Source organism: Paenibacillus sp. FSL R7-0210 (assembly GCF_038009085.1).
Classification (GTDB): domain Bacteria; phylum Bacillota; class Bacilli; order Paenibacillales; family Paenibacillaceae; genus Paenibacillus_AQ; species Paenibacillus_AQ silagei.
Genome location: NZ_JBBPAR010000001.1, coordinates 4410459 through 4433761 on the forward strand (window position 1 = coordinate 4410459; position 23303 = coordinate 4433761).

The window sequence follows — 23303 nt, forward strand, 5'->3', positions numbered from 1 at the left end:
TGATTGCTATTCTTTTCCAATATAATGCAATTTGAACTCCGACGGAGTCATGCTCGTATATTTCTTGAATACCTCACTGAAATAGCGCCTGTGCTCATACCCGAGATCCTGGGCGATCTCCTGAACCTGCCGGCCGCTGATCAGCATCGCCTTCGCCTTCTCCATCTTCTCATGCATCACATACTGCTGGAACGAAATTCCCTGCACCTTCTTGAACAGATTGGAGAAATACCCCTGGCTAAGGTTAATCTGCTTCGCCATCTGCTCCAGTGACAGCCCCGTGTCCAGATGACCATGGATGTATTCGACGGCTTGGCGGATAATCCGTGTGGACTCCAGAGAACGGGCCTCCGTAACCAGCGCACAGGCCTCCCGGCACAGCCAGGACAGCAGGTCCCGGATATCTTGCAGGGAAGGATGCATCTGGTTCTTCAGGGCGGAAATTCGGAGCTCCAGCGGCTCCACCTGCCCGTAAGGGAACTGCTCCAGCAGGACCCGGCAGATCCTGGAGCTCAGCTCATAGCCGACACTTTCCACATAACGCGGCTCAGGCCACAGCCCGCTGTCCAGCAGCTCCGCGAACAGCTGGTCCAGCACCTGCAGGCTTTTGGCGGAATTGCCGGAACGCAGGGCGAACAGCAGCTCCTGCTCGGCGGCGGCGGAATAGCTGTGAAGCGAGAGTGGTTTATTCTCGATATTGCTGTAATGATATACCCCGTTGCCCCCGGTATAGAAATGATACCCCAGGGCGCTCAGCGCCTGCCTGTACGCCGTACCCAGCCCCTGAATCGCCGCCGTGCCCAGCCCCACGCCAATAGAAATGGTATGACGCGAGAAGCGGCTTACATTCGTGCAGCAGGCCTCCGTAATCAACGCGGCGGTCTCCGGGTCCGAGCCGTTCATGATGCAGACGTACCGGTCTGTCGCCTCCCGGATAATAATGCCGCGGGTCCAGGCGGAAATCGTCTCTTCGAGAATATTGTGCAGGCTGAACCTCAGCAGCTCGACCTCCTGCACAGGCTGGCCGCTCAGCTTCTCCGCGAAATGATCGATCTCGGCGACAAACACGAAGAAATCATGCTGGTCCAGCGGGATATCAAGATAGGCCCAGCGGGAACGGGCATCTGTCTCTGTCGTCTGGTGGTGCAGCAGGAAGGTGAGATATTCCTGGCGGAGAATAGGCAGACTTTCCCTGATTCTCGCCTCCATCACAGCAAGTCTGGCCGTCTCCTGACGCTCCTCCCGGCACAGCTCCCTGGCCTTCAGCACTGCATTCACAATCTCCTCCAGGGAAAAGGGCTTCTTCACGAAATCAAGTGCCCCCAGCCGGATCGCTTCCTGGGCATAAGAGAACTCCGAGTAGGCGCTGAGAATAATAATCTTGCAGTCCGGCAGCACCTCCAGAATCGCCCGGGTCATCTGCAGGCCGTCCATTCTTGGCATCCGGATATCCGTCAGCACAATGTCCGGCCGGGTCTCGCGGATGATCTGCAGCCCCGCTTCGCCGTCAAGCGCCGTACCGGCGACCTCAATACCGTACTCCTGCCACGGCGGCTTGCGCGAGACCATCTCCACCACACTTTTGATATCGTCGATTACACATAATTTGAACCTTTCCGGCTCCAGCTTCCGTTCCATCCTTCAACTCTCCTCCCTAGGCGGAATCCACAGATCCGTCCGTGATCCCTTACCTGGCTCTCCGCCCACATCCATACGGGCTTCATCCCCGTAATACAGCGCCAGCCGGTGCCTGATATTGAACAGGGCATAACCTTTCCTCGACTGCGGAGCCGTGGCCATCCCCTGCTTGACCTGTGCAGCATCAAGTCCCCGTCCGTTGTCGGTAATGCAAATATGCAGCATCCCCTGCTCCCGGCTGACCGTGATGTCTATCCTGCCTCCTATGGTCCGGTCGCTGAAGCCATGCTGAATGCTGTTCTCCACCACCGGCTGCAGGATAATCTTCGGCAGCAGGCAGGACAGCAGGGCCTCGTCCTCTACCGTCACCGTGTATTCGAACAGACCTTCATAGCATTTCTGCTGAATGGCGAAATACTGCCGCATATGGGACAGCTCATCCGCAAGGGTAATCAGATCCTTGCCGCCGCTGAGTCCGATCTGGAACATCTGCGACAACGACAGGATCATCTCATTTACATCGTCATTCTCGCCCATGACCGATTTGCAATAGATGGTATTGAGCGTATTGTACAGAAAGTGCGGCTCCATCTGCGCCGTAAGGGCACGGATCTCTGCATGCCGTTTGCCCTCCTCCTTGGTCTTCACATCCGCGATCAGCGTCTTAATCTCCGACATCATCCGGTTGAACTGAAAGCCGACCTGGGCAACCTCATCCTCATAACGGCTCTCATACACCACACTGAGCTGGTTCTCTTCGACTCTGCGCATCAGCCGCCGCAGCTTGAACAGGGGCTTCAGCAGTACAGATGTTAGCTTATTCGAAATGAGCCAGGTCGCCAGCAGGAAAACAACGATGACATAGAGGGTGATCCGCTGCACCCGCTGCAGCTTGCCCAGCAGCTGGTCCCGCGACTGCATGCCGGAGATGATCCAGTCGTGTGATACGGCTGAGCTTGTATAATTCACCAGATATTCCTTGCCGCCATAGCTGTAGTAGTGATCCTGCGGATCGGCCGCTTTCCCGGCTTCTGCAAGCACCGGCTTCCAGGGGAACCTGCCCCGGAACGGCCAGCGGGACTCCACGACAGCTTCTCCTTCCCCGCTCACCAGATAATAATTTCTCCCTGCTTGTTCTCCGCCTGTATTCAGCAGCTCATCGATCCGGTTCTCCCTGATATTGACCACAATAAATACATTGCTGATCGGCGTGTAAGGGTATTCATAAATTCCCCGGACTACGAAGGAGACCACCCTCTGGCTGCCTGTAAACAACCGGTCATAATGTCCTTTGGCCCAGTAGCCGCCCGGCTGCTCCTTGCTCAGATCATATAATTCCGAGCCGTAGAACGAGTTGTCCTGGGCCCGGATCTGCGTAGTGGGATAGAAATCGCCAATCGGGGTTACGATCAGCACACTCTCAATGATCGGCTGATTGAACATTGCCTGAGAGAGGACATATTGCAGATCGGACAGGTGTACATAGTAATTCGACACATCATGGCTGAACACATCGAGCATCATCTTGCGGTACGCATCGCTCAGCATCAGGGACTGTACAGACAGCGCTACATCATTTAGGCGGGAATCCAGCAGTTGGGCCGTTTTGCTTACGGTCTCCCGGCTGCCGGCGTAAGCATTATCCTCGATCTCCTGCGCGGCAATCCAATATGAGAAGGTGCCCATTGCACCGATGGACAGCGTGATCAGTACGATGAACGAGAACAAAATCCTCTGTTTGATGGATATCCGGTAATACCTGCCGGCGATCTGCCGCCCGAGCTTGCGGCCATAGGCTGTGAATGTATTCATAGCTTTTCCTTCTGAAGCATGTACCTTGTACCTCCCTTTGGTTATCGGTTCTTGTCACTTGTACGATACGGCTGCTCCGGCCCGGCGTCAAGATAGGGCGTGAGATTTCAGCGGATTCCGCTGCATATGTACATAGGCAAGAGGCCCCCCGTATAACGGAAGGCCCCCTGCCTATATAACCGGTCTATATAAATTGAACTAATGATTTTTGGGTTTTAGGATTAACCGTGACTCCAGAGAAGTTTTGGACTTCCGGCCACTGCCCTTCTGCAGATTTCTTGATTTATCCCGTTTTTAACGGTTGTAATCCGCAGACTGCTGATGCTTACGATGCGAGCTTTCCTGCGGAAAGCTTTCAGGCGGACGCTACCGCTCCTCCAGTTCCAAAATTCCCCTCCGCCACTTTTCCCTTAACTTGAATTTTTTAGTTCAATCTATATAATTATCACTTTTTTTCCTCCAGGCAAAGCCTGAGCAGATCGTCTACATGGGCCGTGGCCAGGCATTCCACCGTATCGGCTGCACCGTAATAGATTTTGACCTCGCCCGAGTCCTCCAGGATCATCCCGCCGGGGAAAATGACATCGTTACGGAAGCCACCTGAAGTTTCATACGCCGCCTCCGGCACCAGCAGCGGGGCTTCCGCCCGGCCGATAATCTTGCTCGGATCTTCGAGGTCCAGCAGCATAATTCCGGCAGTGTAGCGCTTCTTCCAGGTGTCCTCCCAGCCGTTCTTGCCCCGGGCAGGGTCGAGGTCCACCGCATGGAAGGTGGTCAGCCAGCCCTTGTCCGTCTTCACCGGAGGCGCACCTGGACCTACCTTATCGTTAGCATAAGCCACTTGCTCCACGGCCAGCAGCAGCTTATGGTTCCCCCAGTACTTCAGATCGGGGGAATCGCTCATCCACATATCGAAGCGGTCCCGGCCGCCCCGGCTGTAGACCGGAAGCGGGCGCTCCAGCCTTACATACTTGCCTCCGATGGTTTCCGGGAAGAGCACCATGTTGCGGTTATCCGGCAGCGACAGGCTTAACACTTCAAACGAACGGAAATCGTCAGTAACAGAGATCCCTCCGCGCAGCCCGTGGCGCGTATCAACCGCGAAACACATATAACAGCGGTCTCCGACGACACTCAGGCGCGGGTCATACACCCGGACCACCTCTTCATCATGCCAGGACCAGCAAGGCTCCGGCTGTACCTCCCAATGGACGCCGTCATCGCTGAAGGCAAGCCCCAGATTGGTAGTATGATGGGGAGCCACGATTCCCTTGCTCTCATCCCCGTAATCATTGCGGAACACCATGACATATCTGCCCTTGAATTTCGTCACCCCGGCGTTGAATACCATCGCCGGTCCATAGGGTACATCAGAAGGCTTCAGAATCGGGTTAAGCGGATGCCGGACCATCACCGGACTTGAAGTCAGCGTTCCTGTTGTCAGATCGTTCATTGTGCAGATTCCCCTCTGTAAGTTAATAGATGAAAGCGTAATCAGTGTCTTTGCATCCCCTATTATGCATCATCTTGCATAGTTAATCTATAAAATGTTCACATGAAATCTTCCATTTTCAGCTAGTAGAGCATAGAGCACAAGGACTGAATTTAGTTAATAATTATGGTAACGTTAAAGTTGCATTTGAACCGAGTATTCGGCGATAGTTGTATTCTGTACATCTAAAAACCGTGAAAAGAAAGGTTCGCCTCTTCTAGCTGTACTTTGTACAACTAAATCTGCCGGAATGGGCGATAACCCAGGTAGGGATGCCAGTTTAAATGTATGAAATACAACTAAATGCATATTCAGCGGTACATCAGAAGATTTAGTTGTACAAAATACACTTAAGCCTATTGCTGGTACTTAATCGGGTCATAGCAAACCCTCAGAGTGAGATTGGATGCTCTACTGGTGCAGCATCAGATTTAATATTGTGAATATGGGACCATTACCGGACCTTAACGAGCCAGCGTCTCATTCGCGCAGCAGTCATTCGGATGCTTAGGCGCTCGAACGATAGTAACTGCATTTTGTACATTAGAATACTGTAAAAAAGACTTCGAAAGTGAATCTATTGTATTCCGTACAATTGAATGTGGAACAAAGGCCAGTTTTCACCCAAAACACAACATTCTACTGTATGAAATACAATAGAATCTCATTTTACGGCCAGTAATCCATTTTCTATTGCAGGAAATACAATCACCTACTTGAATGTAAGAGCAGAAAGCGGTAACGGGTGCAGGATCAGCCCAACATCTAGCTTGATGTTCATGCTCAGCCTTTAACACCCCTGAGGTTCAACTTACAATTTTAAAGTTGATGCTCTACTGGTGCAGCATTCCGCCCTGAAGCGCAGCCGCCAGTCTGCCGCTGAAGCGGCTACCCAGCAACTCATAGCCTTCGGGACCGGGGTGCAGACCATCGGTCAGCAGCTCTCCGTCCGATGGGCCGAACCACTCCAGCCCATCGAGGTAATGCAGATGGTGGTCTCCCCGCGCCTGCAGCAGCGTCACTGTATCCGCGATCTCCCGGCGCATCAGCGGCAGGGTGAAGCCGAGCGGATTCTCCTCTGTCTCACGCTCCGTTCCGTAAATAGGCGAGATGACAACCATAGGTGTCTCTGTATGCTTCTCCCGGATGGTCTCCAGCAGACCGATCAGCAGCGGCTTGAACATCCGCGGGCTGGAGGACACTGCGCCGTAGATGTTCACACCGACGCACAAGGTAATCAGGTCAGCCGGCAGATCCCGGATCAGCCGGCCCGCCATCGGCTCCATCAGGCAGTTGCCGGAGAAGCCTAGATTGGTCAAGTGATAGCCGATCTCCCCGGCGGCGATCACCGGCCAGGTGCGCGACGGGCTAGAAGCCGCTACGCACTGGGTAATTGAGCTTCCATACGTCACCCAGCGGGGCCGCCGATCTGCCAGCGGTTCGGCAACAGCATTATCATCAATCGCGAGACCGCTGATCGTCATGCCGGTGTTCTGCGGCAGATAGATTTCCAGCTCCTTCACACCAGGGGGAAGTCCGGTGAAGCGGGCCTCTCCAGCCCCCGCAGCAAGCCTGAGCGTCTGGACCAGACGGCCGTCAGCAACGCAATCCAGCGAAGCCTCCTCCGCCAGCGGTTCAAACCAGAGGAGAAGGACCCCGGAATCGGTGGTCAGCCGCAGCCGGATACCGGAGCAGATCTCCGCCTTGCCGCCGATCCCATCCGGCGGATATAGATCATAGTCCCGGAACGGAATCCGCCAGGGCTTGATCCCCTCCTGCCGGTGCTCCAGTGAGACCGCCCCATGAAACCAATCCTCCAGCAAAGGGAGGCTCCTTACGTTCTTCAAGTTCTTCCCGTTCCCCACACTCTTCCCGCTCTCCAGGCTCTTCCCGCTCTTCACACTCTCCGTTCGCTCCGCGCTCTTCACGTTCTCCAAGTTCTTCACGCTCTTCACGCTCTTCACACTCTCCGCGCTCTTCACGCTCTCCACGTTCTTCACGCTCTTCACATTCTCCGCGCCGCTCACTGCGCCTGCCCCGCTTCCGCATCCTGCTCCGCCGCCCCCGGAACGAAATTCTCCCCGAGCCACACATCCTGCTCCAGCAGACGCTGCTGAAGCTCAGGAATCGAGATACTGCGGGAGTCCGTGCCGTCCCGGAGTGCAAGCGTTGCTGCTGTGCCGCAGGCTTGGCCCATCGAGAAGCAGTTCGGCATGACGCGCAGGGAGCCTTGCACCGCCCGGTCCGAGGACACCGAACGTCCCGCCACCCACAGATTGCGGATGCCCACCGGCAGCATCACCCGGTAAGGCACCCCGTGGGAGACTCCCGGCGGCAGATGATTGAAGGTCATATCACTTTTGCTTGTCGCCAGATGAATGTCAATATAGTAGGCATTGCGCGCTATATCGTCAGGAAAAGAACGCGCGGCCACGAAGTCGTCCACAGTCAGCGTATAATCGCCCTGGATACGCCGCGTCTCCCGGATGCCAAGCTGCTCTCCGCTTGCCACCAGATGCGCCTGTTCGAAGCCCGGCACATACTTGCGGAAGAATTCAAGCTGCCGCAGCACCGTCCGGCGGCCTTCAATGGCTCCGCGTGTCAGGTCCTCAGCCTTCGTTCCGTCCACCCCGAACACATGGCCGAAGTTAACGCCGACCAGCTGATCGCTCACCCAGGCCAGGCCGGAGATCGATTTGCGGCCTTCCGGCAGCGCTCCTTCCAGGATGGCCTGCTCCACCGTCCGGTGCAATTGACCTGTATCTCCGGTCTCCGCCAGGAAGCGGCTGAATCTTGGACGGTCTACATTCGCCAGCAGATAACACATGCTGCCAGGCTGAAGCTCCCCGTCTCCGCCCCCCTTCTGGAACGGCACACCCGACAGGGCAGCAATGTCGCCGTCCCCGGTGCAGTCGATGATATAACGGCAGCGGATGAAGGATCTTCCGGATTTGTTGACAATCATTACGCCCTCTATGGTCTGGCCGTCCGGCGACCGCACTACATCGTAGACAAAGGTGTGGAACAGCGGCGTCACACCGCTCTCCAGTACCGCATTGTCATAGACGCGCTTCAACACTTCAGGATCAATCGGCACCCAGTCCAGCTGTTCGCGGTATTCCTCCTGATAGCCCGGATCACAGGCCTGCTTCATCCGCTCCATCAGCTTCAGGCCCAGGCCGCGGATAATCGGCTTGACCTTGTCCGTATAGGGGCAGAAGGCAGGCACCAGCGCCACGGTTCCCATTCCGCCCAGATACCCGCGCTGCTCCACGATCATGGTGCTCGCCCCGCCTTCGGCCGCCGAGATGGCAGCGGCAATCCCTGCCGCCCCGCCGCCGATGACCAACACATCCACCTCGCGGGAGACCGGCACCTCTGCCTGCGGTACTGTAATATGTCCGTAATTCATTGTTATCCTCCTAAAAGTTTTGATAGCGTAGCTTCACCTGAATCCACCTCGCAAAACTCGCTTCGGAAGCATAAGCTTATCTTAAAGTTTATTACCCCTTCACCGAACCCGCCGTCACCTGAATGAAGGTTTTATTCGCCAGAATATACGCCAGCAGCATTGGCAGGATGGACAGACAGGCCCCGGCCATCATCAGGTGAATCTGCATCGCAGCCGAAGAGCCATAGCGGAGATTCGCCAGCCCGACCGTCAGTGTCTGCAGCTTCGGATTGGTCATCGTGAACACCAGCGGCAGAATGTATTCGTTCCAGGCATGGCGGAAGGCGAACAATCCGGCCACCCCAAGCCCAGGGGTCAAGAGCGGCAGAATGATGCGGAAAAAGGTGCGGATGAAACCCGAGCCGTCCACCATTGCGGCCTCATCCAGCTCCCGGGGAATCGCTTTGAAGAAGCCCTGCAGCATGAAGAAGGTGCTGGAATGGGCGCTGACCAGAATCAGAATAACCCCCCACAGCGTAGTATTCAGATTCAGCGCAACCATCAGATCGAACTGCGGGCGCAGGACAATGGCCCCGACTGAAATGAACATCATGGACGCCTGCACCGTTACATATATTCTTTTCCCCGGAAAATCACGCCGGTCCACTAAATAAGCAGCCATCGAGGCCACCAGCAGCGTCCCCACCGTCACCATTACGCTCATAAATGCACTGTTCCAGGTATAGCGGGCGAAATTGGCCTGCTTCCAGGCTTCAGCATAGTTATTGAATTGTAGCTTGGCGGGAAAAAGAGTTCCGCCCGTCATCATCTCAGCCCCGGTCTTCAAGGAACCGGTCAGAGTCATCAGCAGCGGAAACAAGGTCAGGACCGCCGTTGCCAGCAGGAAAAGCCACATCACTGTCCGGGTTACGATTCTCCCGGCAGTACCGGGCGTCCGGTCCACCGTCTGCGGCCGCCTTCCGGGCTGCTTGGATATCACAGATTCGTTCATATGGATAAGCCTCCTAATACACCTTGTTCATTTTGCGGCTGAAGAAGAAATACAGGCCGGTTACCGCTCCGACAATCACAGCGGTGGCGAAGCCCACGGCGCTGCCGTAACCGAGCTGCTGCGTTACCGGTGAACCGGTGGATACAGGGAATAGCAGCTTGTAGAGATAGAGATACATGACTTCCGTTTTGCCGATCGGTCCGCCTTCGGTGATGACCATGATGCTCTCATAGCCCTTCAGGGAAGCGATAATCGCCAGCATAATGACCATCTGGGCTACCGGAGCCAGCATCGGAAGCGTAATATTCCAGAAGCGTCTTCCGGCGTTCGCTCCGTCGATGGACGCGCTCTCGTACAGGTCCTGCGGAATGCTCTGCAGCCCGGCGAGAAATAGCAGCATATAGTTCCCGACGGCACCCCACACCGCCACAAGAATAACCGTCAGCATGGCGTGCTTCGGACCAAGCCAGTCGACCGGCTGGGAGACGAGATGCAGCTTCATCAGAACTGTGTTAACCATACCGTTATAGGAATTGAAGATGTTATAAAAAACAACGGAGATGACCGCAGTACTAATGACTGTCGGCATAAAGTAAATTCCCCGGAGCAAATTCGACCCGCGCAATCGGCCGTTGAGAATAACAGCCAGCAGCAGCGACAGCGGCAGGGTCAGCAGTAGCTTCCCTCCGGCATAAATGAAGGTGTTGCCGACCGACTCCCAGAACAGGCTATCCCGCAGCAGCCGGCTGAAATTGTCCAGCCCGATGAACAGCGCCTCGCCATATCCGGCATAATCGTAGAACATATAGCGCAGCATCCAGAATAGAGGATAGATGCCGAGAGTGAGCGTCAGAATGATGCTCGGTGCAAGGAACAGGGAATTCTCCCCAAGTCTTTTCCATTTATAGATCATGATTGGTCTCCTTCAAGGATAGCAAAGGGGCTGATCCGGGAATCCCGTACAAGCCCCTCTGTAACCCGTTATTCTCCCTGCGGCTTCATTGGATCAAACGCCGGGTCCGGCGTAACGGTAACCTCGCCCTTCTCCACTGCTTTGGACAATGCGTCATTGTATCTTGTATTCAGGTCAGCCGCAATGGCCTTGGCATCTCCGCCCGAGAGCATATATTTGAAGAAAGCATCCGCATAGGTAGCGCCTTCCGGCGTGACGTTCGGCACAGCAGGCCAGAGCGAGTCATGCTCACCGACCAGGAAGCCTTCCATACCGCCAATTTCCGGCTTCTTGGCCTGCTCCACAATGCTCGGCACCACCGCAATCCCGAAGCCCTTCTCGTGATACGTCTTCAGAATATCGTCGCCATACATGTACTGCATGAATTTCCAGGCGGCCTCCTGATGTGCCGATTTCGCGCTGATCCCGAGCCAGGTACCGGCGGATACGATCTCCGAGGTTCCCTTAATCTGCCCGTCCAGCGTAGGGGCCAGCGTACCTGCCCAGTTGATCTCTGTCGGGAACTGGTCCTGGTATACGCCCGGCTCCGTCGAGAAGCTGAGGTACATGCCGATTTTGCCTGCGGCAAATTGGGCGCGCAGCGGGTCGATATCCAGCGTCTCCGCACCCGGCAGGATGCTTCCGTCCTCGTACATCTGCTTGAAATATTCAATAACCTGAGAATAAGGTGCGAAGTCAAATTGTCCTGTCTTCAGGTCAAAGCCAAGACCCTGGTAGCCGCTTAAGGAGAGAATCTCGCGAATCGAACGGTCAAAGGCTGCCTTCGGACTTTTGAAGTTCAACGCAAAGCCGTATACGCCCTCCGATTTGCCGGTTTCAGTGATTTTTTTGGCGTCATCGACCATTTCCTGTAGCGATGCTGGAGGATTAGCGATGCCTGCTTTGTCAAAGAGATCCTTGTTGTAGATCAGGCGCAGGGTGAGACCGGTATTGGCCAAAGAATATACCTTGCCGTCAAAACGGTTGACACCATCGATCAGCAGACTGCCGAATTTCGTTTTGATCTCATCGGTCAGGTAACCGTCAATCGGAGCCAGATAGCCTTTTTTGACAAATTCGGGGGTATTGCCGCTCTTCAGACGGAGGATATCCGGTGCCTGGTTGCTGGTGAAGGCAATGTCAACGCTCTGCGCGTAATTCTCAGACATGACTGTCAGTTCCACCTGGATATTCTCGCCGTTCGTCTCATTGAACTTGTTGACCAATTCCTTGATATATTCCTGGTCATGACGGTCATCCGTCCAGTACTTAAGCTGTACCGGCTCACCTGTTTCTGCTGCGGCCGAAGCTGTGGGACTCGCTGTTGCCGCTCCGGGTGTCCCCTCTGCCGCACCGCCGCTCTTATTATTGTTAACGTTCCCGCCGCAGCCGGCGATTCCGGCGGCCAGCATGAGGCTCAGGCTGAGACCCAACCATTTTTTCTGCATACGTTCTACCCCTTTGATTAACATTTGTATTGTGAGCTCGTTCTCTATTATAGGCTACCCCTCCCGCAAAAGGAGTGCGGCAGACTCACTCTTGAGGGACAGAATTCTATTCTTTGCGGCAGGCGGCAGCGGCCGGGCTCTCCCGTTACAGCAGGATGCCGTTCTCATCAAATGTCCGGATGTACTCCAATAACTCCGCAAAATGAACCCAAGCGATACCCGCCTTCTGATCCGCAGCGCCATAAGACATGATTAGATCCTCCCCCATGACAATGCCTCCTGTGGTAAACAGACAAGGCGTAGGGTAATCCTCCGGCATCTCCCAATCCCGCTCGGCATACATCAGACGTTCGGAGCAGCGGTGGATGATGACCGGGAAATCATTCTCCTGCTCCCTGAGGATCATGAAGGACTGCGTATATCCAAACTGCACATTCTTCTTCCCGTGATAAGCTACCAGCCACTCCTGATTGCCCAGGGCGACCGGCGGCCAGCTTGCCCCCACTCGGTTCTCCTCCCAATCGAACAGCGGACTGGCCAGCAGCCGGTGGACTGCCGCAGGTGAAGCGAAATCCGCGAATGATTCCGCCGCTGCCAGATAAATGGAAGGCTTGCCCGCCTGCTCCCCTCCGGCAAAGGGAAGGACATTCATTGGCCGGTGCAGCATCACATATTGCCATTTACCTACAATCCTCATCTGCTCAGGAAACAGGAACACATCACGGTTATCGCTGATATGCCCCTCGGTAAGCGGACCTACGTACCCGAAAGCGTCTTCATATTCCCCTTCCTTCAGCTTGGCTAAATTCAGCTTGTACAGAACGCTGACCGTATCATTCGCCCGGGCTGATTGAATGAACGGGTCCGAACCCTCTCCGGCAAAAATCCAATCCGGCACGTATTCAAAGCGCGTCTGGACCGGAGGCTGCTGGCTGCTAAGCCAGTAAGGGCCAGGGGGAAACGCCCGGCAGGCCACCGTGACATACAGCTCGTTCCCGACATAGAAGATACGGGGGTCCTCCACACAGCCGTTGGCATAATTCCGCACTCTTTTTCCGTAAATGTCCGTAATGTACAATTCATGCTCTTCATACCCGAGGGCCGGAGCCAGAGCAGGTCTTGAAAAGTCCGCCTCCCAGGTCTCTCCCCCATCCCTGCTCCGCGCATAGCCCAAAAAAATCGGATAGGGATCATGGCAGCCCTCTCTTCTCTTCTGCGGCCACGGGCCCGTTGCCCGAAACAGCATATGAATGTCATTCGAGTCAGGGTCCTGGATGATCGCCGGATTTAGAACCATTTTGTCGGCCCAGTCACAGCCTGGTACAGGTTCAAGCGCCGGTTTGTCCAAATAGCGAAATTGTGGTTTCATAGTTCCTCCTGGTTTACCTCCTGAAGCAGGGGCATATTCCGTTTTTCAGCAAACAACTTATCATAGGCTATCCGCGAATTCAAAAGACTTTTCTCCTGAAACCCGCCTTCCGGGCAAAACAGTAAGATCCGTCAAATGAAACAGGAAGATCCATCATTCACGCGGGTCCGGGCAGCGGCTTATAATCATTTTTGCAGGCAAAATCGTTACCAAGGAGGAGGGTACGCCGGATGAAACAATATGATCTTGTCATATACGGCGGAACGGCTGCAGGCATTACAGCGGCTGTCCAGGCATCTATTATGGGCAAAAGTGCGGTAGTCATCGAGCCGAGCCGGAGAATTGGGGGCATGACCACCGGAGGGCTGGGTGATACGGATGTAGGAATGAAAGAGGCAGTCGGCGGCTTATCTCTGGAATTCTACCAGCGGATCGCGCAGAAATATGCGCAGGACGGGGCTTGCTGGCTGTTCGAGCCTAAGGTTGCGCTTGAGGTGCTGCAGGACTGGGTGGCGGAGCATAACCTTGAAGTCGTCTGCGGGGAAAGGCTGGAGCTTAAGAATGGGGTGACCCGGCAAGGCTCAAGAATCACGTCCATTACTATGGAATCCGGGAAGGTCTATCACGGCAAAATGTTCATTGACGCCTCTTACGAGGGAGACCTGATGGGCCATTCCGGTGTGTCTTATGTGGTCGGCCGGGAGCCGAACGCACAGTATGGAGAGACATTAAACGGCATTCAGCCCGGCCCTGAACTGAACGAGCTCCCTCCGGGAATTGACCCCTATGTCATTAAAGGAATGCCTTCAAGCGGACTACTCCCGCGTGTAAATGCGGACCGTGGCGGCGATGCCGGCGAGGGAGACCGTAAGCTGCAAGCCTATAACTTCCGCATGTGTCTGACAGACAATCCGGGCAATCGCCTGATGATCAGCAAGCCTGAGGACTATAACGAAGCCGATTATGAGATTCTGTTCCGGGCCATTGAGCAGGGGCAGCGCTCACGCTTCTTCAAGCTGAACCGGGTCACTGCGGACAAGACCGATTCCAATAACAATAGCGGCATTTCTACGGATTATAACGGCATGAACCACAGTTATCCGGAGGCGGATTATGCGGCGCGGGACAAGATATGGGAGGCCCACCGCATCTACCAGCAGGGGGTTGTCTGGACGATCCAGAACCATCCGCGGGTGCCGGAGGAGATCCGGGAGGCCTACAAGCCGTGGGGCCTGCCGCTTGACGAATTCGGGGACAGCGGCCACTGGCCTTCCCAGCTCTACATCAGGGAGTCCCGCAGAATGACCGGAGATTATGTGGTGACAGAGCATGATGTAAGGCGGGAGCACCCGGTGCCGGATTCGGCCGGAATGGGCTCCTTCGCCATGGATTCGCATCATACGCAATACTATGTGAACGAAGACGGGCATGTCAGCACGGAGGGCGGATTCTATATCCGATTGGCCGAGCCTTATCCGATCAGCTACCGGGCAATGGTGCCGAAGCGGAGCGAATGCACCAACCTGATCGTACCGGTATGTCTGTCGGCCACTCATGCGGCCTACGGCTCCATCCGGATGGAGCCGGTCTTCATGATTCTGGGGCAATCGGCGGCAGCCGCTGCTGTACTGGCGCTTGAGGGGAACGGCATGGTTCAGGATGTGGAGTATGGACAGCTGCAAGCGGTACTGCTTGAGTTCAATCAGGTGCTGTACACCACCGGACTCAGCCAGGGTTGAACCGGAAGCCGAAGCTGCGCCGGTACTCTCCCGGGGGAGCGCCATACCGTTCCCGGAACATCCGGCAGAAATGGGCGTAGCTCTGGAAGCCCGCATTGTCGGCAACCTGCTCCAGTGACAGTGTGCTGTAGAGCACCTGCTGCTCGGCAGACTTCAGCCTGACATCAATGCAGTAGGCGAACGGCGATTGGCCAAAAGCGGCTTTGAACAGGGAGGAAGCGCGGGAGATACTTAACCCGGCGGAGGCGGAGATCTGCTCCAGGCTGAGCGGTTCATGGGCATGATTGTCAATGAACTGCTTCAGCCTGTAGGCGGTCTCCGCCCCTTTGGTGCGCCGCCGTGCCTGAACGATCTGCTCCAGCGTCAGACAGAACGTTCTAAGCAGATAATCCAGCAACTCCTCCTGATGCTGCATTACTTTCCTCTTCTCGCCGGCAATATGCTTCCATAAGGTAATGACCGTATCGTCGAAGCCGATATTCGTCCGGGCCGGCAGCCTGCGGTCCTGCCACCAGGAATCCAGCCACTCCCCTTTGCCGATCAGGAAATAATCCGAGGCGGGCTGAACTCCCCCAGAGCCTGGAGCGCTGCGGGGCTGTACAATCAGCTCATACGGCTGATCCGGAGCATAGATCAGCAGATCCCCGGGGATGATCGTCTCGTATTTTCCGTCTACCAGAGCACGGCAGGTCCCTTCCATCTGAAGTCTGAAGAGATAGAAGGATAAGCCGTCCTGATACTGAACGGAGTGAGGCTGGGTATGTGTGAAATAGTTAGCATACAGGATGCTGCACCGGTGCGGATCGGACGCTGTCAATGGTAGGGCTCCTCCTGGCGGTCCGGGTGGTACCCCGCCCTGAACTCCGACGGTGTCTGCCCGGTGATCTTCTTGAACATCTCGCTGAAGTATCTGCGCTCCTCATACCCCACAGCGAAGGCCACCTCCTGTACCTGTGCCCCTTCCACCAGCAGCAGCTTGGCCCGGTGAATACGCTCTGCGGTGATATACTGGGTAACGGTCACTCCGTTCACCTTCTTGAACAGGCTGGAGAAGTAGCTGGTGCTGAGATGAACATGCGCCGCGCATTCACCGACACTGATATCCTCGGACAAGCGGCCCTTAATATACTCTACCGCTTCATAGATCACCTTCTGCCCTTCGGACAGGCTGCTCCTGCGCACCAGGGCGGCCCCCTCTGTACACAGTTCCAGCAGCAGCCGCTGGAGAGTCGCAAGCGGCAGCCCCGCTGTTCCCTGCACCGCCCGGAACCGCTGGATCAGCGGCTGAATCTCCCCGTACGGAACCAGCTCATAGAAGGTGCGGATCGCTGATGCGGCCAACTCCTCATACAGAACGAGCAGATAATCGGGATTATGCCCGGAGCTCAGACTCTGCAGCGTTTCTGAAATGGCTGACAGAATTGCGCCTGTCCGGCTGACATTGCCGGAGCGCAGTGCCAGCAGCAGCTCGTCCTTGTACTCCAGCGCCAGCGGCTCCTGGCTTCCGTTCTGGTGAACATCATCATACATAATGGCCGCGTTGCCTCCGGTGAACAGATGGTGGGCCAGCGCCCGGTGCGCCTGGCGGTAGGAATCCGGCAGCTCGCTGGTCTCCTCCACCCGGCCTCCTACACCGGCAGATACCGTGAACTTGGTATACCGTTCAATGTTCTTGCAGCAGCGTTCGGCAATCTCCACTGCACTGGCCGGACCACAGTCATTCATCACCGCAAGATAGCGGTTATGCTTGGCCCGGAACACCACGCAGCGCGTATGCCCGGCAATGGTCTCCTGGGTGATATTCAGCAGGGAGAAGCGGATCAGCTCCACCTCGCGGATCGACAGCTCTGCCGCCCGCTCCTGAAAGTGATCGATCTCCAGCAGCATCACCACGAACCCCTTGGGGTTCAGATCGATGCCTAAGAATTCCCAGCGCGCCTTCGCCTGCTCCCACGACGTTCGGTGGCTGACCAGCAGGGCGAAATATTCCTGCCGCAGCACCGGCAGACTCTCCCGCAGCTTGTTCTCCATCTCCCGGAGGGTATCCTGTCTGGAACGCGCCTCCATAATCTCCGACTTCGCCCGCAGCACCGCCTTCATGATCTCCTCTTCCGTGAACGGCTTGACCACGAAGTCGAATGCGCCGAGTTGTACCGCCTGCTGCGCATATTCGAAGTCGGCATACCCGCTGACCAGAATAATTTTGCAGTCCCGGTGGTGTTCCAGTACGGCACGCAGCATGGCCAGCCCGTCCATCCTTGGCATACGGATATCCGTAATGACCAGATCCGGGCGCAGCTCCGCGATCAGGTCCAGCCCATCCTCACCGTTGGCCGCTGTTCCTGCCACCCGGATGCCGTGCTCCGCCCAGTTCATGCAGGTCAGGCCTTCCACCACGCTTTTAATATCATCAATGATACAGAGGGTTACGCTATGATCGTCCATCCTGATGCTCCTCCCGTTTGGGTAAAGATATAATAACCGCCGTCCCCCGGCCCGGCCCGCTGTCCACCCGTAATGCTGCACTGTCCCCATAGTAGAGCTGCAGCCTGCGGATCAGATTGGATACGGCATAGCCCTTCTCCGATTCCCGCCGGAACAATGCACGGACCGCCTCCTCGTCCATACCAGTTCCATTGTCGCTGACCTTGATACACCAGCGTGCTCCCTCATCGAAGACTTCGAGATCAATTATCCCCCCGCTCTCCCGGTTGCGGAAGCCATGCAGAATACTATTCTCCACCAGCGGCTGCAGCAGAATGCGCGGAATCGGGAGGGTAACCAGCGCTTCATCCTCGACATAAATCTCATAACGGAACAGCCCTTCATAGCAGCTGCATTGCAGTTCCAGATACATGCGGACATGCTCCAGTTCCTTAGACAGCGTAGTGATCTCCTGCCCCTTGTTCAGCCCGAGCTGGAACAGACGGGACAGCGACATGACCATGCTCTGCGACTGCTTCACTTGCTTCAGATTCAGCTTCCAGTAGATCGTATTCAGCGTATTGTACAGGAAATGAGGGTCCATCTGCGCCGACAAGGCCTTGATCTCTGCCGAGCGCTTATTGGTCTGTGCCTGTGTGACCTCTCCGATCAGCACTACGATCTGCTCCAGCATCTGGTTGAACCGCATCCCGACCTGGGCCAGCTCGTCTCCGCCCCCGCTCTCGAATCTTGCCGTCAGATCATTGCTCTCCACCCGCTTCATCACCTTCATCAGACCTTGCAGCGGACGCAGCAGATAACGGGTAAAAGCTCCTGATACCATCATGGTAACAGTAAAAGCGAAGAGGGCTACCACCACGAGCAGCCATTTCACATAGATCATATCCTTCAGCACACCGGACTTGGACTGGATCGTGGTCATCGTCCAATCAGCAATACCCAGATGCGCATAGTTCAGCAGATACGATTCGCCTCCCAGCTTGAAGGTATTGCTGAGATTCCGGCTGCTGCTGATCATGCCGGTCAGATCACTGCCCTCCACCGCCTGCAGAACGAGCGGGTCCTTCACAGAATAGACGGGGCTGCCTGCCGCGTTCAGCAGGAAGCTGCGCGCCCCTCCGCCGGTATCCCCGCTCACCAGCTTGCGGAAGCCGTCTTCACGGATGTTGACGATAATATAGACCCCGCGGACCGCTGTATCAAATATAGGCTCCAGAATCAGTGAAATAACCCGTTCCTTCCCGGAGAAGAGCATGTCCTCATGGCCTTCAACCCATGTATTCTTCTTCTCCTGTTCGATCCGCTCATATAGTAAGGTATCCTTGAACTCCGTCAGACGGTTCCGGTTCATCGAGGAAGGGTAAAACTCCCCGATCGGCGTGGACACATAGATCGAATGGATCAGCGGCTCCGCAATCCGCGCTTGTGAGAAAACGTTATCAAGATCATTCAGATGAGTATAATACCGGCCTGTATCCCCGGTGACAACATCCCGCATCATATCGTGAAAAGGCTGGCTGATCATGAAGGTCATCATAATCAGCATCAGCTTGTTCAGCTTCTCATCGATGATCTGCGCTGATTTAACAACGTTATCCTGGGTAAGCTTCAGCGCATTCTTCTCCAGAGTCGCCGCCGAGATGGAATACGACAATCCCCCGGTCATCAGTACGGAGAGGAGGATCACGGCTAAGAATGCAGTTTTTAATTTACTGCGGAATGATTGCTTCCGGAAATAGTTCAAGTCGTTCACGCCTTCCTGTGTGCAGATGCCCTGCTCTTCGATTATGTCACCTGAACGTTCGGTCCGACAATACGCAGCGGATGAAATAGTGAATTCACCGTATGCGGAGCATGAATCTACCGTATGTACAGGGCAACCCTCCGCCTCCCTCTCCGCCTGCACCAAATAGCCTGTTTGAATTCCGGCAGGCACCGGCTTCAAACAGGCTATATTAAGTATGGCTATGAATATCTCACTGGTTGCAGAACACCAGGAGGAGTATGCGCCATCAGGACTCCGGCTTACTGTGCTTCAGCAAAGCCAATATGTTATTGAGCAGATGCACCTTACGGATGGGCTTGATAATGATGGAGGAAAACTGCGCTTTGGTCTCCTCGTCCAGATTCGTCCCCAGGGGAGCAAGCAGAATAACGGGCAGCTTCCTGCCCGGAACAAGCTGACGCATGTGCTTGGCAAGCTCTGTGGCTTCTGTCCCCGCAATATCCTTATCCATAAGGATTAGATCATAATCGTTATTGGCCGCCAGAAGCTCCAGGGCCTCTCCGGCAGTCCGGGCAGAAGACACTGCCACGCTCCAGTCCTCAAGTACCGAAGAGATGACATCCAGACTGGTCTGATTATCATCCACAACCAGAATCTTAATTGCGTCAAGCACATCCTTCTCAAAGGGAATCGAGGGCAGGCTTGTATATTTCTCAAGATACAGCGTGACCTCCAGCTTCGTCCCTGTCCCTTCCTGGCTTTCCGCAGAGATCTCTCCCCCCATCAGCTCCACCAGCTGTTTACAGATGGCCAGCCCCAGTCCGGTACCTCCGTAATGATGCAGCTCGCTGCTCTGGTGAACCTGGGTATATTTGTTGAACAGCAGCTTCAGCTTGTCCTGCGCTATACCTATACCAGAATCCGTAACCGTGATCCTAATCCCTATTTCTTCACGGTGAACAGGCAAGGATTTCAGCTCAATCAGAATTTCCCCGGCGTGGGTGAACTTCAGGGCGTTGCTTACGATATTCATGATGATCTGGCGTATCTTGGGGGAATCCCCCAGAACATACAGGGGAATCTCCGAATCCACATTCAGAATAACCTCCAGGTTTTTCTCAAAAGCCTTGGTGGAGAACAGATAGACGCTCTCTTCCAGTGCGGTGATAATATCGAACGGTTCCTTTTCAATGAGCAGCTTGCCCGCTTCCATCTTGCTGAAATCCAGAACATCGTTCAGGAATTGCAGCAGCTTGGCATTGCTCGATTCAATGATCTCCATGTAATACTGCTGCTGCTCGTTCATCTCAGTCGTCATCATCAGATCGGTCATGCCGATAATGCCGTTCATCGGGGTGCGGATTTCATGGCTGAGCATGGCGAACAGATCCATTTTCGTTTGTCGCCGCTGTTCCAAATCTTCAAGCTTCCGTTCCAAGTTCATAATATAGGTGAAAAAATAAGCCATAGCGCTTAAGAGGTCCAGGTCTTCCTTCGTATGCCGCCCGGCAGCAGGGTCCAGCAGGCAGATCGTTCCCAGAGATTCGCCATCCTCAGTGAGCAGAGGAACGCCAATGAATGAATGTACTCCCTGTGTGTGTATGAATTCAAGTGCAGGGGACGCGGGCTGTTTATGCGTATCAGAGACCAGTAACGGTCCATTGTCATTGAGAAGGATCAGACTGCCAATAGCATCAAACAACACAGATCCATGTGTATCCGGCCCCAACAGCTCTTCCCGGTTGAACACCCGCAGCAGGGGATCTGAGCTTACACCATGCACCGAAATCAGAATCGTGTTTGACTTGAAAAGTTGGCTTAACAGCTCTATCATCCGGTCTGCGGCATCCTCTATATTGCGAATCGCCGAACTGCCGGTATCGTTCATCTCCATCGTCGTTCCAGAACCCCATTTCCAAAACCTAAATATGTTACCATAAACTTGACTGGTCCTTATCATAACAGAAAAAACACAGCAACAACCTGCAAAATCCACAAAAATAGGCTGAGGAAGGAATTGGATGGGATGAAAAAGATACTTCGTTACTCCCGCAGGGATTCTGTGGTCCTCTTCCCTCCGGTGTGGGCCAGCTGGACTTTATTGATCAGACGCTTATACCGATCCTGCTCTTCCGCTGAAGCGTGCGGCCGGAATTGCTCGAATAATCTTACACAGCGGATCACACAGGCTATGCTGCCAAGTGCGGCGGAAGCCTCCAGGCTCCCGAAGATATAACGTATCCCCTGCTCTATCTTCTCTGCTTTGAGAGAGTACAGCGCCAGCTCATAGAGCAGTACCGGATATTGCTCCGGCGTCTCCCTGCCCGGAGTTCCTTCGGCTTGCCCGAGCGCCGTTCCCTCCGGCGTAAGCAGCGGCTGGAAGCGGCTGATAAGCTCATCTACCTTCCAGCCATACCGGTTAGCCGCTTGAACTGCCTTAAGCAGCCCGTCCAGCAGTCCAAGCCCGGGGGTGCCGATAGATTCCATCACCTCGGGAAGAGCCTCCAGCTCACCGCACATCAGGCGGTATAGAGACTTGTAGACTGTTCCCAGCCTGCTGAACTGCGCCCGGATCTGCTGAACCTCTTCCGATTCCTCGACAATCCAGCTCATTTCAGTGTAAAGGCCCACATATTCCAGCGCCCGCTCATATTCACCGGATTCCTCGCATACCTTGGATTGCAGCCAGTAAGCATACAGTATATAGAAGCAAAGAGGTCTGGGCGCCTGCCTCAGCTCCTTCTTCTTTTTCGTTTTGTAGAATCTGATTTCGTACTGGATAGATGTCTTATGACGGAGCTCCTCTGCCAGTAGTCTGGCCTTCTCCCAGTGCTGTAGAGCAATATAGATATCCGCCAGCTGCCGAAGCGCTTCCAACTGGTCTATTTCCTCCAGGCGCTCTACAAAATATTCAAACCGGGTCGCCGCACGGAAATCCGCCTCCGGGCTCTGTCCGATCCGGATCATGAACAGCCGGTACTGACACAGGGCCAGCCGCTCCGAATGCTGATATTTCTCAGTGTCGGCTACCCCTTCATACAGCAGTGCCGCTGCCTGAAGCTTGCCTTGCCCGTAGAATTCCTCCGCCGTATCGAACAGGAGCGGGGCATATGTAATATTGTCCATGATGATTTGAACCACCTGCCGGATACACTCCAGCTTGTCCAGCTCCGCACAGCGGTGCAGGAAGGGTCCCAGCCGCCGCCAGTCGGGTGCGGAATGTACGACACATTCATCTATATATAACTCATAAAATGTTCCTTCAGGAAGCCCCATTCCGGCGGTAATCCGGTCCAGCTGCTGCATGGCAATAGGACGGTTACCATTAATAATGCTGCTGAGCGTTCCCGAATTGACACCGGAGATTCCTGCGAACTGATTGATTGTCTGGCCTTCTTTTCTCAGAAAAGCAGCCAGTTCTGTTTGAATTGTAGTGTGCTGTTGCAAACCAATACCGCCCCTCAAGAACCAGATATTCTAGTAAAAATCCAGATATTCCTATATCATAAATCCCTTAATTAGGCAGGTCAATCTGGTTTGAACGGTTCAAAAGAGGTTGACAAAGACGGAATATTTGTTATATATACCCAGTTAAAAAATCTTTTGCAACATTTCTGCTGATCCAACGTTTATTAGGGTATAAACAAGTTTGAGAATATTCCGGCAGGGTAAATAAAGAGTGTAGACTCACGCCGTGTAAGATTACGCCAAGGGGGAAATTCATAATGTTAAAAAACAAAAACGTCTACCTGCTTCCTGTTCTGGTCCTGTTGTTCCTTTCCCTCGTGACTACGGCAAGCACAACCATAAAAACCGCTGATGCTAAGAGCGAGGGGGTGGCCCAGCATCTGACGGTGTATATACATTCCTTAGAGAATCATAACGGTCAGACGACCCTTACCGGGGATGAGATCGAATGGTATGAAGGCGCAGCCGCCGACGCAGTCTTCGCCCAGCGGGAGCCGGAATCCGCAGCCGAAATCGGCGGTGCCCCGGACGGTTACTATATCGTGAACGACAGCGACACGCTGACTACTTATACGGTAGCCCCGGATGCCAAGGTCACCATGCAGATCTATGACCGCACCGGCAAGCTCGAAGACCTGGATACGAACTGGAACGAGTCGCTCACTTTGGAGAAGTTCATTCATGAATTCGCCAAGACGGATGTATTCGATCTAAGCGGTTCGCCTTATCACCTCACGATCAAGGATGGCCAGATTGTATCGATCGTGCAGCAGTACACTCCATAAGGAGCTGCTATCTTAATCCCTTCCAT

16 protein-coding genes are annotated in these 23303 nt (G+C 54.7%); 2 read left to right on the top strand and 14 right to left on the bottom strand.

Features of this window, described 5'->3' with window-relative positions; translation table 11 throughout:
* Positions 1 to 6: 6 nt before the first annotated feature.
* The 9 genes from MKY64_RS18850 to MKY64_RS18890 form a co-directional block, all read right to left on the bottom strand.
* A complete protein-coding gene (locus MKY64_RS18850; protein WP_340955000.1) occupies positions 7 to 1638 on the bottom strand; it encodes a response regulator in 1632 nt (543 codons plus the stop codon).
* 3 nt (positions 1639 to 1641) lie between these two features.
* Positions 1642 to 3450, bottom strand: a complete 1809-nt coding sequence (locus MKY64_RS18855) for a cache domain-containing sensor histidine kinase (protein ID WP_340955002.1) — start codon at positions 3448 to 3450, stop codon at positions 1642 to 1644.
* A 445-nt stretch (positions 3451 to 3895) separates the two neighbouring features.
* Positions 3896 to 4903: a glycoside hydrolase family 130 protein gene (locus tag MKY64_RS18860; RefSeq protein WP_340955004.1), complete on the bottom strand. Its 1008-nt coding sequence runs from the start codon at positions 4901 to 4903 to the stop codon at positions 3896 to 3898.
* 872 nt (positions 4904 to 5775) lie between these two features.
* Positions 5776 to 7032 (bottom strand): SGNH/GDSL hydrolase family protein, encoded by a 1257-nt coding sequence (locus tag MKY64_RS18865; protein ID WP_340955005.1) that lies wholly within the window; start codon positions 7030 to 7032, stop codon positions 5776 to 5778.
* Positions 6966 to 8354 (bottom strand): FAD-dependent oxidoreductase, encoded by a 1389-nt coding sequence (locus tag MKY64_RS18870; protein ID WP_340955007.1) that lies wholly within the window; start codon positions 8352 to 8354, stop codon positions 6966 to 6968. Before MKY64_RS18870 ends, MKY64_RS18865 begins: the two co-directional genes overlap by 67 nt.
* 91 nt (positions 8355 to 8445) lie before the next feature.
* The gene (locus MKY64_RS18875) at positions 8446 to 9345 is read right to left on the bottom strand and encodes a carbohydrate ABC transporter permease (protein WP_340955009.1); all 900 of its coding nucleotides are present in this window, start codon (positions 9343 to 9345) and stop codon (positions 8446 to 8448) included.
* Positions 9346 to 9358: 13 nt separating this feature from the next.
* Entirely contained in the window at positions 9359 to 10258 is a 900-nt protein-coding gene (locus MKY64_RS18880) for a carbohydrate ABC transporter permease (RefSeq protein WP_340955011.1), read from the bottom strand.
* A gap of 68 nt (positions 10259 to 10326) precedes the next feature.
* Positions 10327 to 11745, bottom strand: a complete 1419-nt coding sequence (locus MKY64_RS18885; protein ID WP_340955013.1) for an ABC transporter substrate-binding protein — start codon at positions 11743 to 11745, stop codon at positions 10327 to 10329.
* A 145-nt stretch (positions 11746 to 11890) separates the two neighbouring features.
* Positions 11891 to 13114: a glycoside hydrolase family 130 protein gene (locus MKY64_RS18890; protein ID WP_340955015.1), complete on the bottom strand. Its 1224-nt coding sequence runs from the start codon at positions 13112 to 13114 to the stop codon at positions 11891 to 11893.
* A 230-nt stretch (positions 13115 to 13344) separates the two neighbouring features.
* Here MKY64_RS18890 and MKY64_RS18895 point away from each other — a divergent pair, with 230 nt between their 5' ends.
* On the top strand, positions 13345 to 14853 hold the full coding sequence (locus tag MKY64_RS18895) for an FAD-dependent oxidoreductase (RefSeq protein WP_036725667.1): 1509 nt from the start codon (positions 13345 to 13347) through the stop codon (positions 14851 to 14853).
* On the opposite strand, the gene MKY64_RS18900 is transcribed toward MKY64_RS18895, so the two are convergent.
* The 5 genes from MKY64_RS18900 to MKY64_RS18920 all read right to left on the bottom strand — a co-directional run bounded on the left by MKY64_RS18900 (position 14840) and on the right by MKY64_RS18920 (position 22471).
* Positions 14840 to 15670 (bottom strand): AraC family transcriptional regulator, encoded by an 831-nt coding sequence (locus MKY64_RS18900; protein ID WP_036725668.1) that lies wholly within the window; start codon positions 15668 to 15670, stop codon positions 14840 to 14842. The genes MKY64_RS18895 and MKY64_RS18900 overlap by 14 nt on opposite strands.
* Positions 15667 to 17298 (bottom strand): response regulator, encoded by a 1632-nt coding sequence (locus tag MKY64_RS18905; RefSeq protein WP_340955019.1) that lies wholly within the window; start codon positions 17296 to 17298, stop codon positions 15667 to 15669. Before MKY64_RS18905 ends, MKY64_RS18900 begins: the two co-directional genes overlap by 4 nt.
* Positions 17285 to 19042 (bottom strand): cache domain-containing sensor histidine kinase, encoded by a 1758-nt coding sequence (locus MKY64_RS18910; RefSeq protein WP_340955021.1) that lies wholly within the window; start codon positions 19040 to 19042, stop codon positions 17285 to 17287. Before MKY64_RS18910 ends, MKY64_RS18905 begins: the two co-directional genes overlap by 14 nt.
* A gap of 268 nt (positions 19043 to 19310) precedes the next feature.
* The gene (locus MKY64_RS18915) at positions 19311 to 20918 is read right to left on the bottom strand and encodes a GAF domain-containing hybrid sensor histidine kinase/response regulator (RefSeq protein WP_340955023.1); all 1608 of its coding nucleotides are present in this window, start codon (positions 20916 to 20918) and stop codon (positions 19311 to 19313) included.
* A gap of 149 nt (positions 20919 to 21067) precedes the next feature.
* Positions 21068 to 22471 (bottom strand): transcriptional regulator, encoded by a 1404-nt coding sequence (locus tag MKY64_RS18920; protein WP_340955025.1) that lies wholly within the window; start codon positions 22469 to 22471, stop codon positions 21068 to 21070.
* Positions 22472 to 22749: 278 nt separating this feature from the next.
* Here MKY64_RS18920 and MKY64_RS18925 point away from each other — a divergent pair, with 278 nt between their 5' ends.
* Positions 22750 to 23277, top strand: coding sequence for a hypothetical protein (locus tag MKY64_RS18925; protein WP_340955027.1), 528 nt, complete (start codon positions 22750 to 22752; stop codon positions 23275 to 23277).
* Positions 23278 to 23303 lie beyond the last annotated feature (26 nt).

Excerpts from the sequence above, each read along its gene's own strand:
- MKY64_RS18850 (WP_340955000.1), bottom strand. The coding sequence starts at position 1,638 with ATGGAACGGAAGCTGGAGCCGGAAAGGTTCAAATTATGTGTAATCGAC.
- MKY64_RS18855 (WP_340955002.1), bottom strand. The coding sequence starts at position 3,450 with ATGAATACATTCACAGCCTATGGCCGCAAGCTCGGGCGGCAGATCGCC.
- MKY64_RS18860 (WP_340955004.1), bottom strand. The coding sequence starts at position 4,903 with ATGAACGATCTGACAACAGGAACGCTGACTTCAAGTCCGGTGATGGTC.
- MKY64_RS18870 (WP_340955007.1), bottom strand. The coding sequence starts at position 8,354 with ATGAATTACGGACATATTACAGTACCGCAGGCAGAGGTGCCGGTCTCC.
- MKY64_RS18875 (WP_340955009.1), bottom strand. The coding sequence starts at position 9,345 with ATGAACGAATCTGTGATATCCAAGCAGCCCGGAAGGCGGCCGCAGACG.
- MKY64_RS18880 (WP_340955011.1), bottom strand. The coding sequence starts at position 10,258 with ATGATCTATAAATGGAAAAGACTTGGGGAGAATTCCCTGTTCCTTGCA.
- MKY64_RS18885 (WP_340955013.1), bottom strand. The coding sequence starts at position 11,745 with ATGCAGAAAAAATGGTTGGGTCTCAGCCTGAGCCTCATGCTGGCCGCC.
- MKY64_RS18890 (WP_340955015.1), bottom strand. The coding sequence starts at position 13,114 with ATGAAACCACAATTTCGCTATTTGGACAAACCGGCGCTTGAACCTGTA.
- MKY64_RS18895 (WP_036725667.1), top strand. The coding sequence starts at position 13,345 with ATGAAACAATATGATCTTGTCATATACGGCGGAACGGCTGCAGGCATT.
- MKY64_RS18905 (WP_340955019.1), bottom strand. The coding sequence starts at position 17,298 with ATGGACGATCATAGCGTAACCCTCTGTATCATTGATGATATTAAAAGC.
- MKY64_RS18915 (WP_340955023.1), bottom strand. The coding sequence starts at position 20,918 with ATGGAGATGAACGATACCGGCAGTTCGGCGATTCGCAATATAGAGGAT.
- MKY64_RS18925 (WP_340955027.1), top strand. The coding sequence starts at position 22,750 with ATGTTAAAAAACAAAAACGTCTACCTGCTTCCTGTTCTGGTCCTGTTG.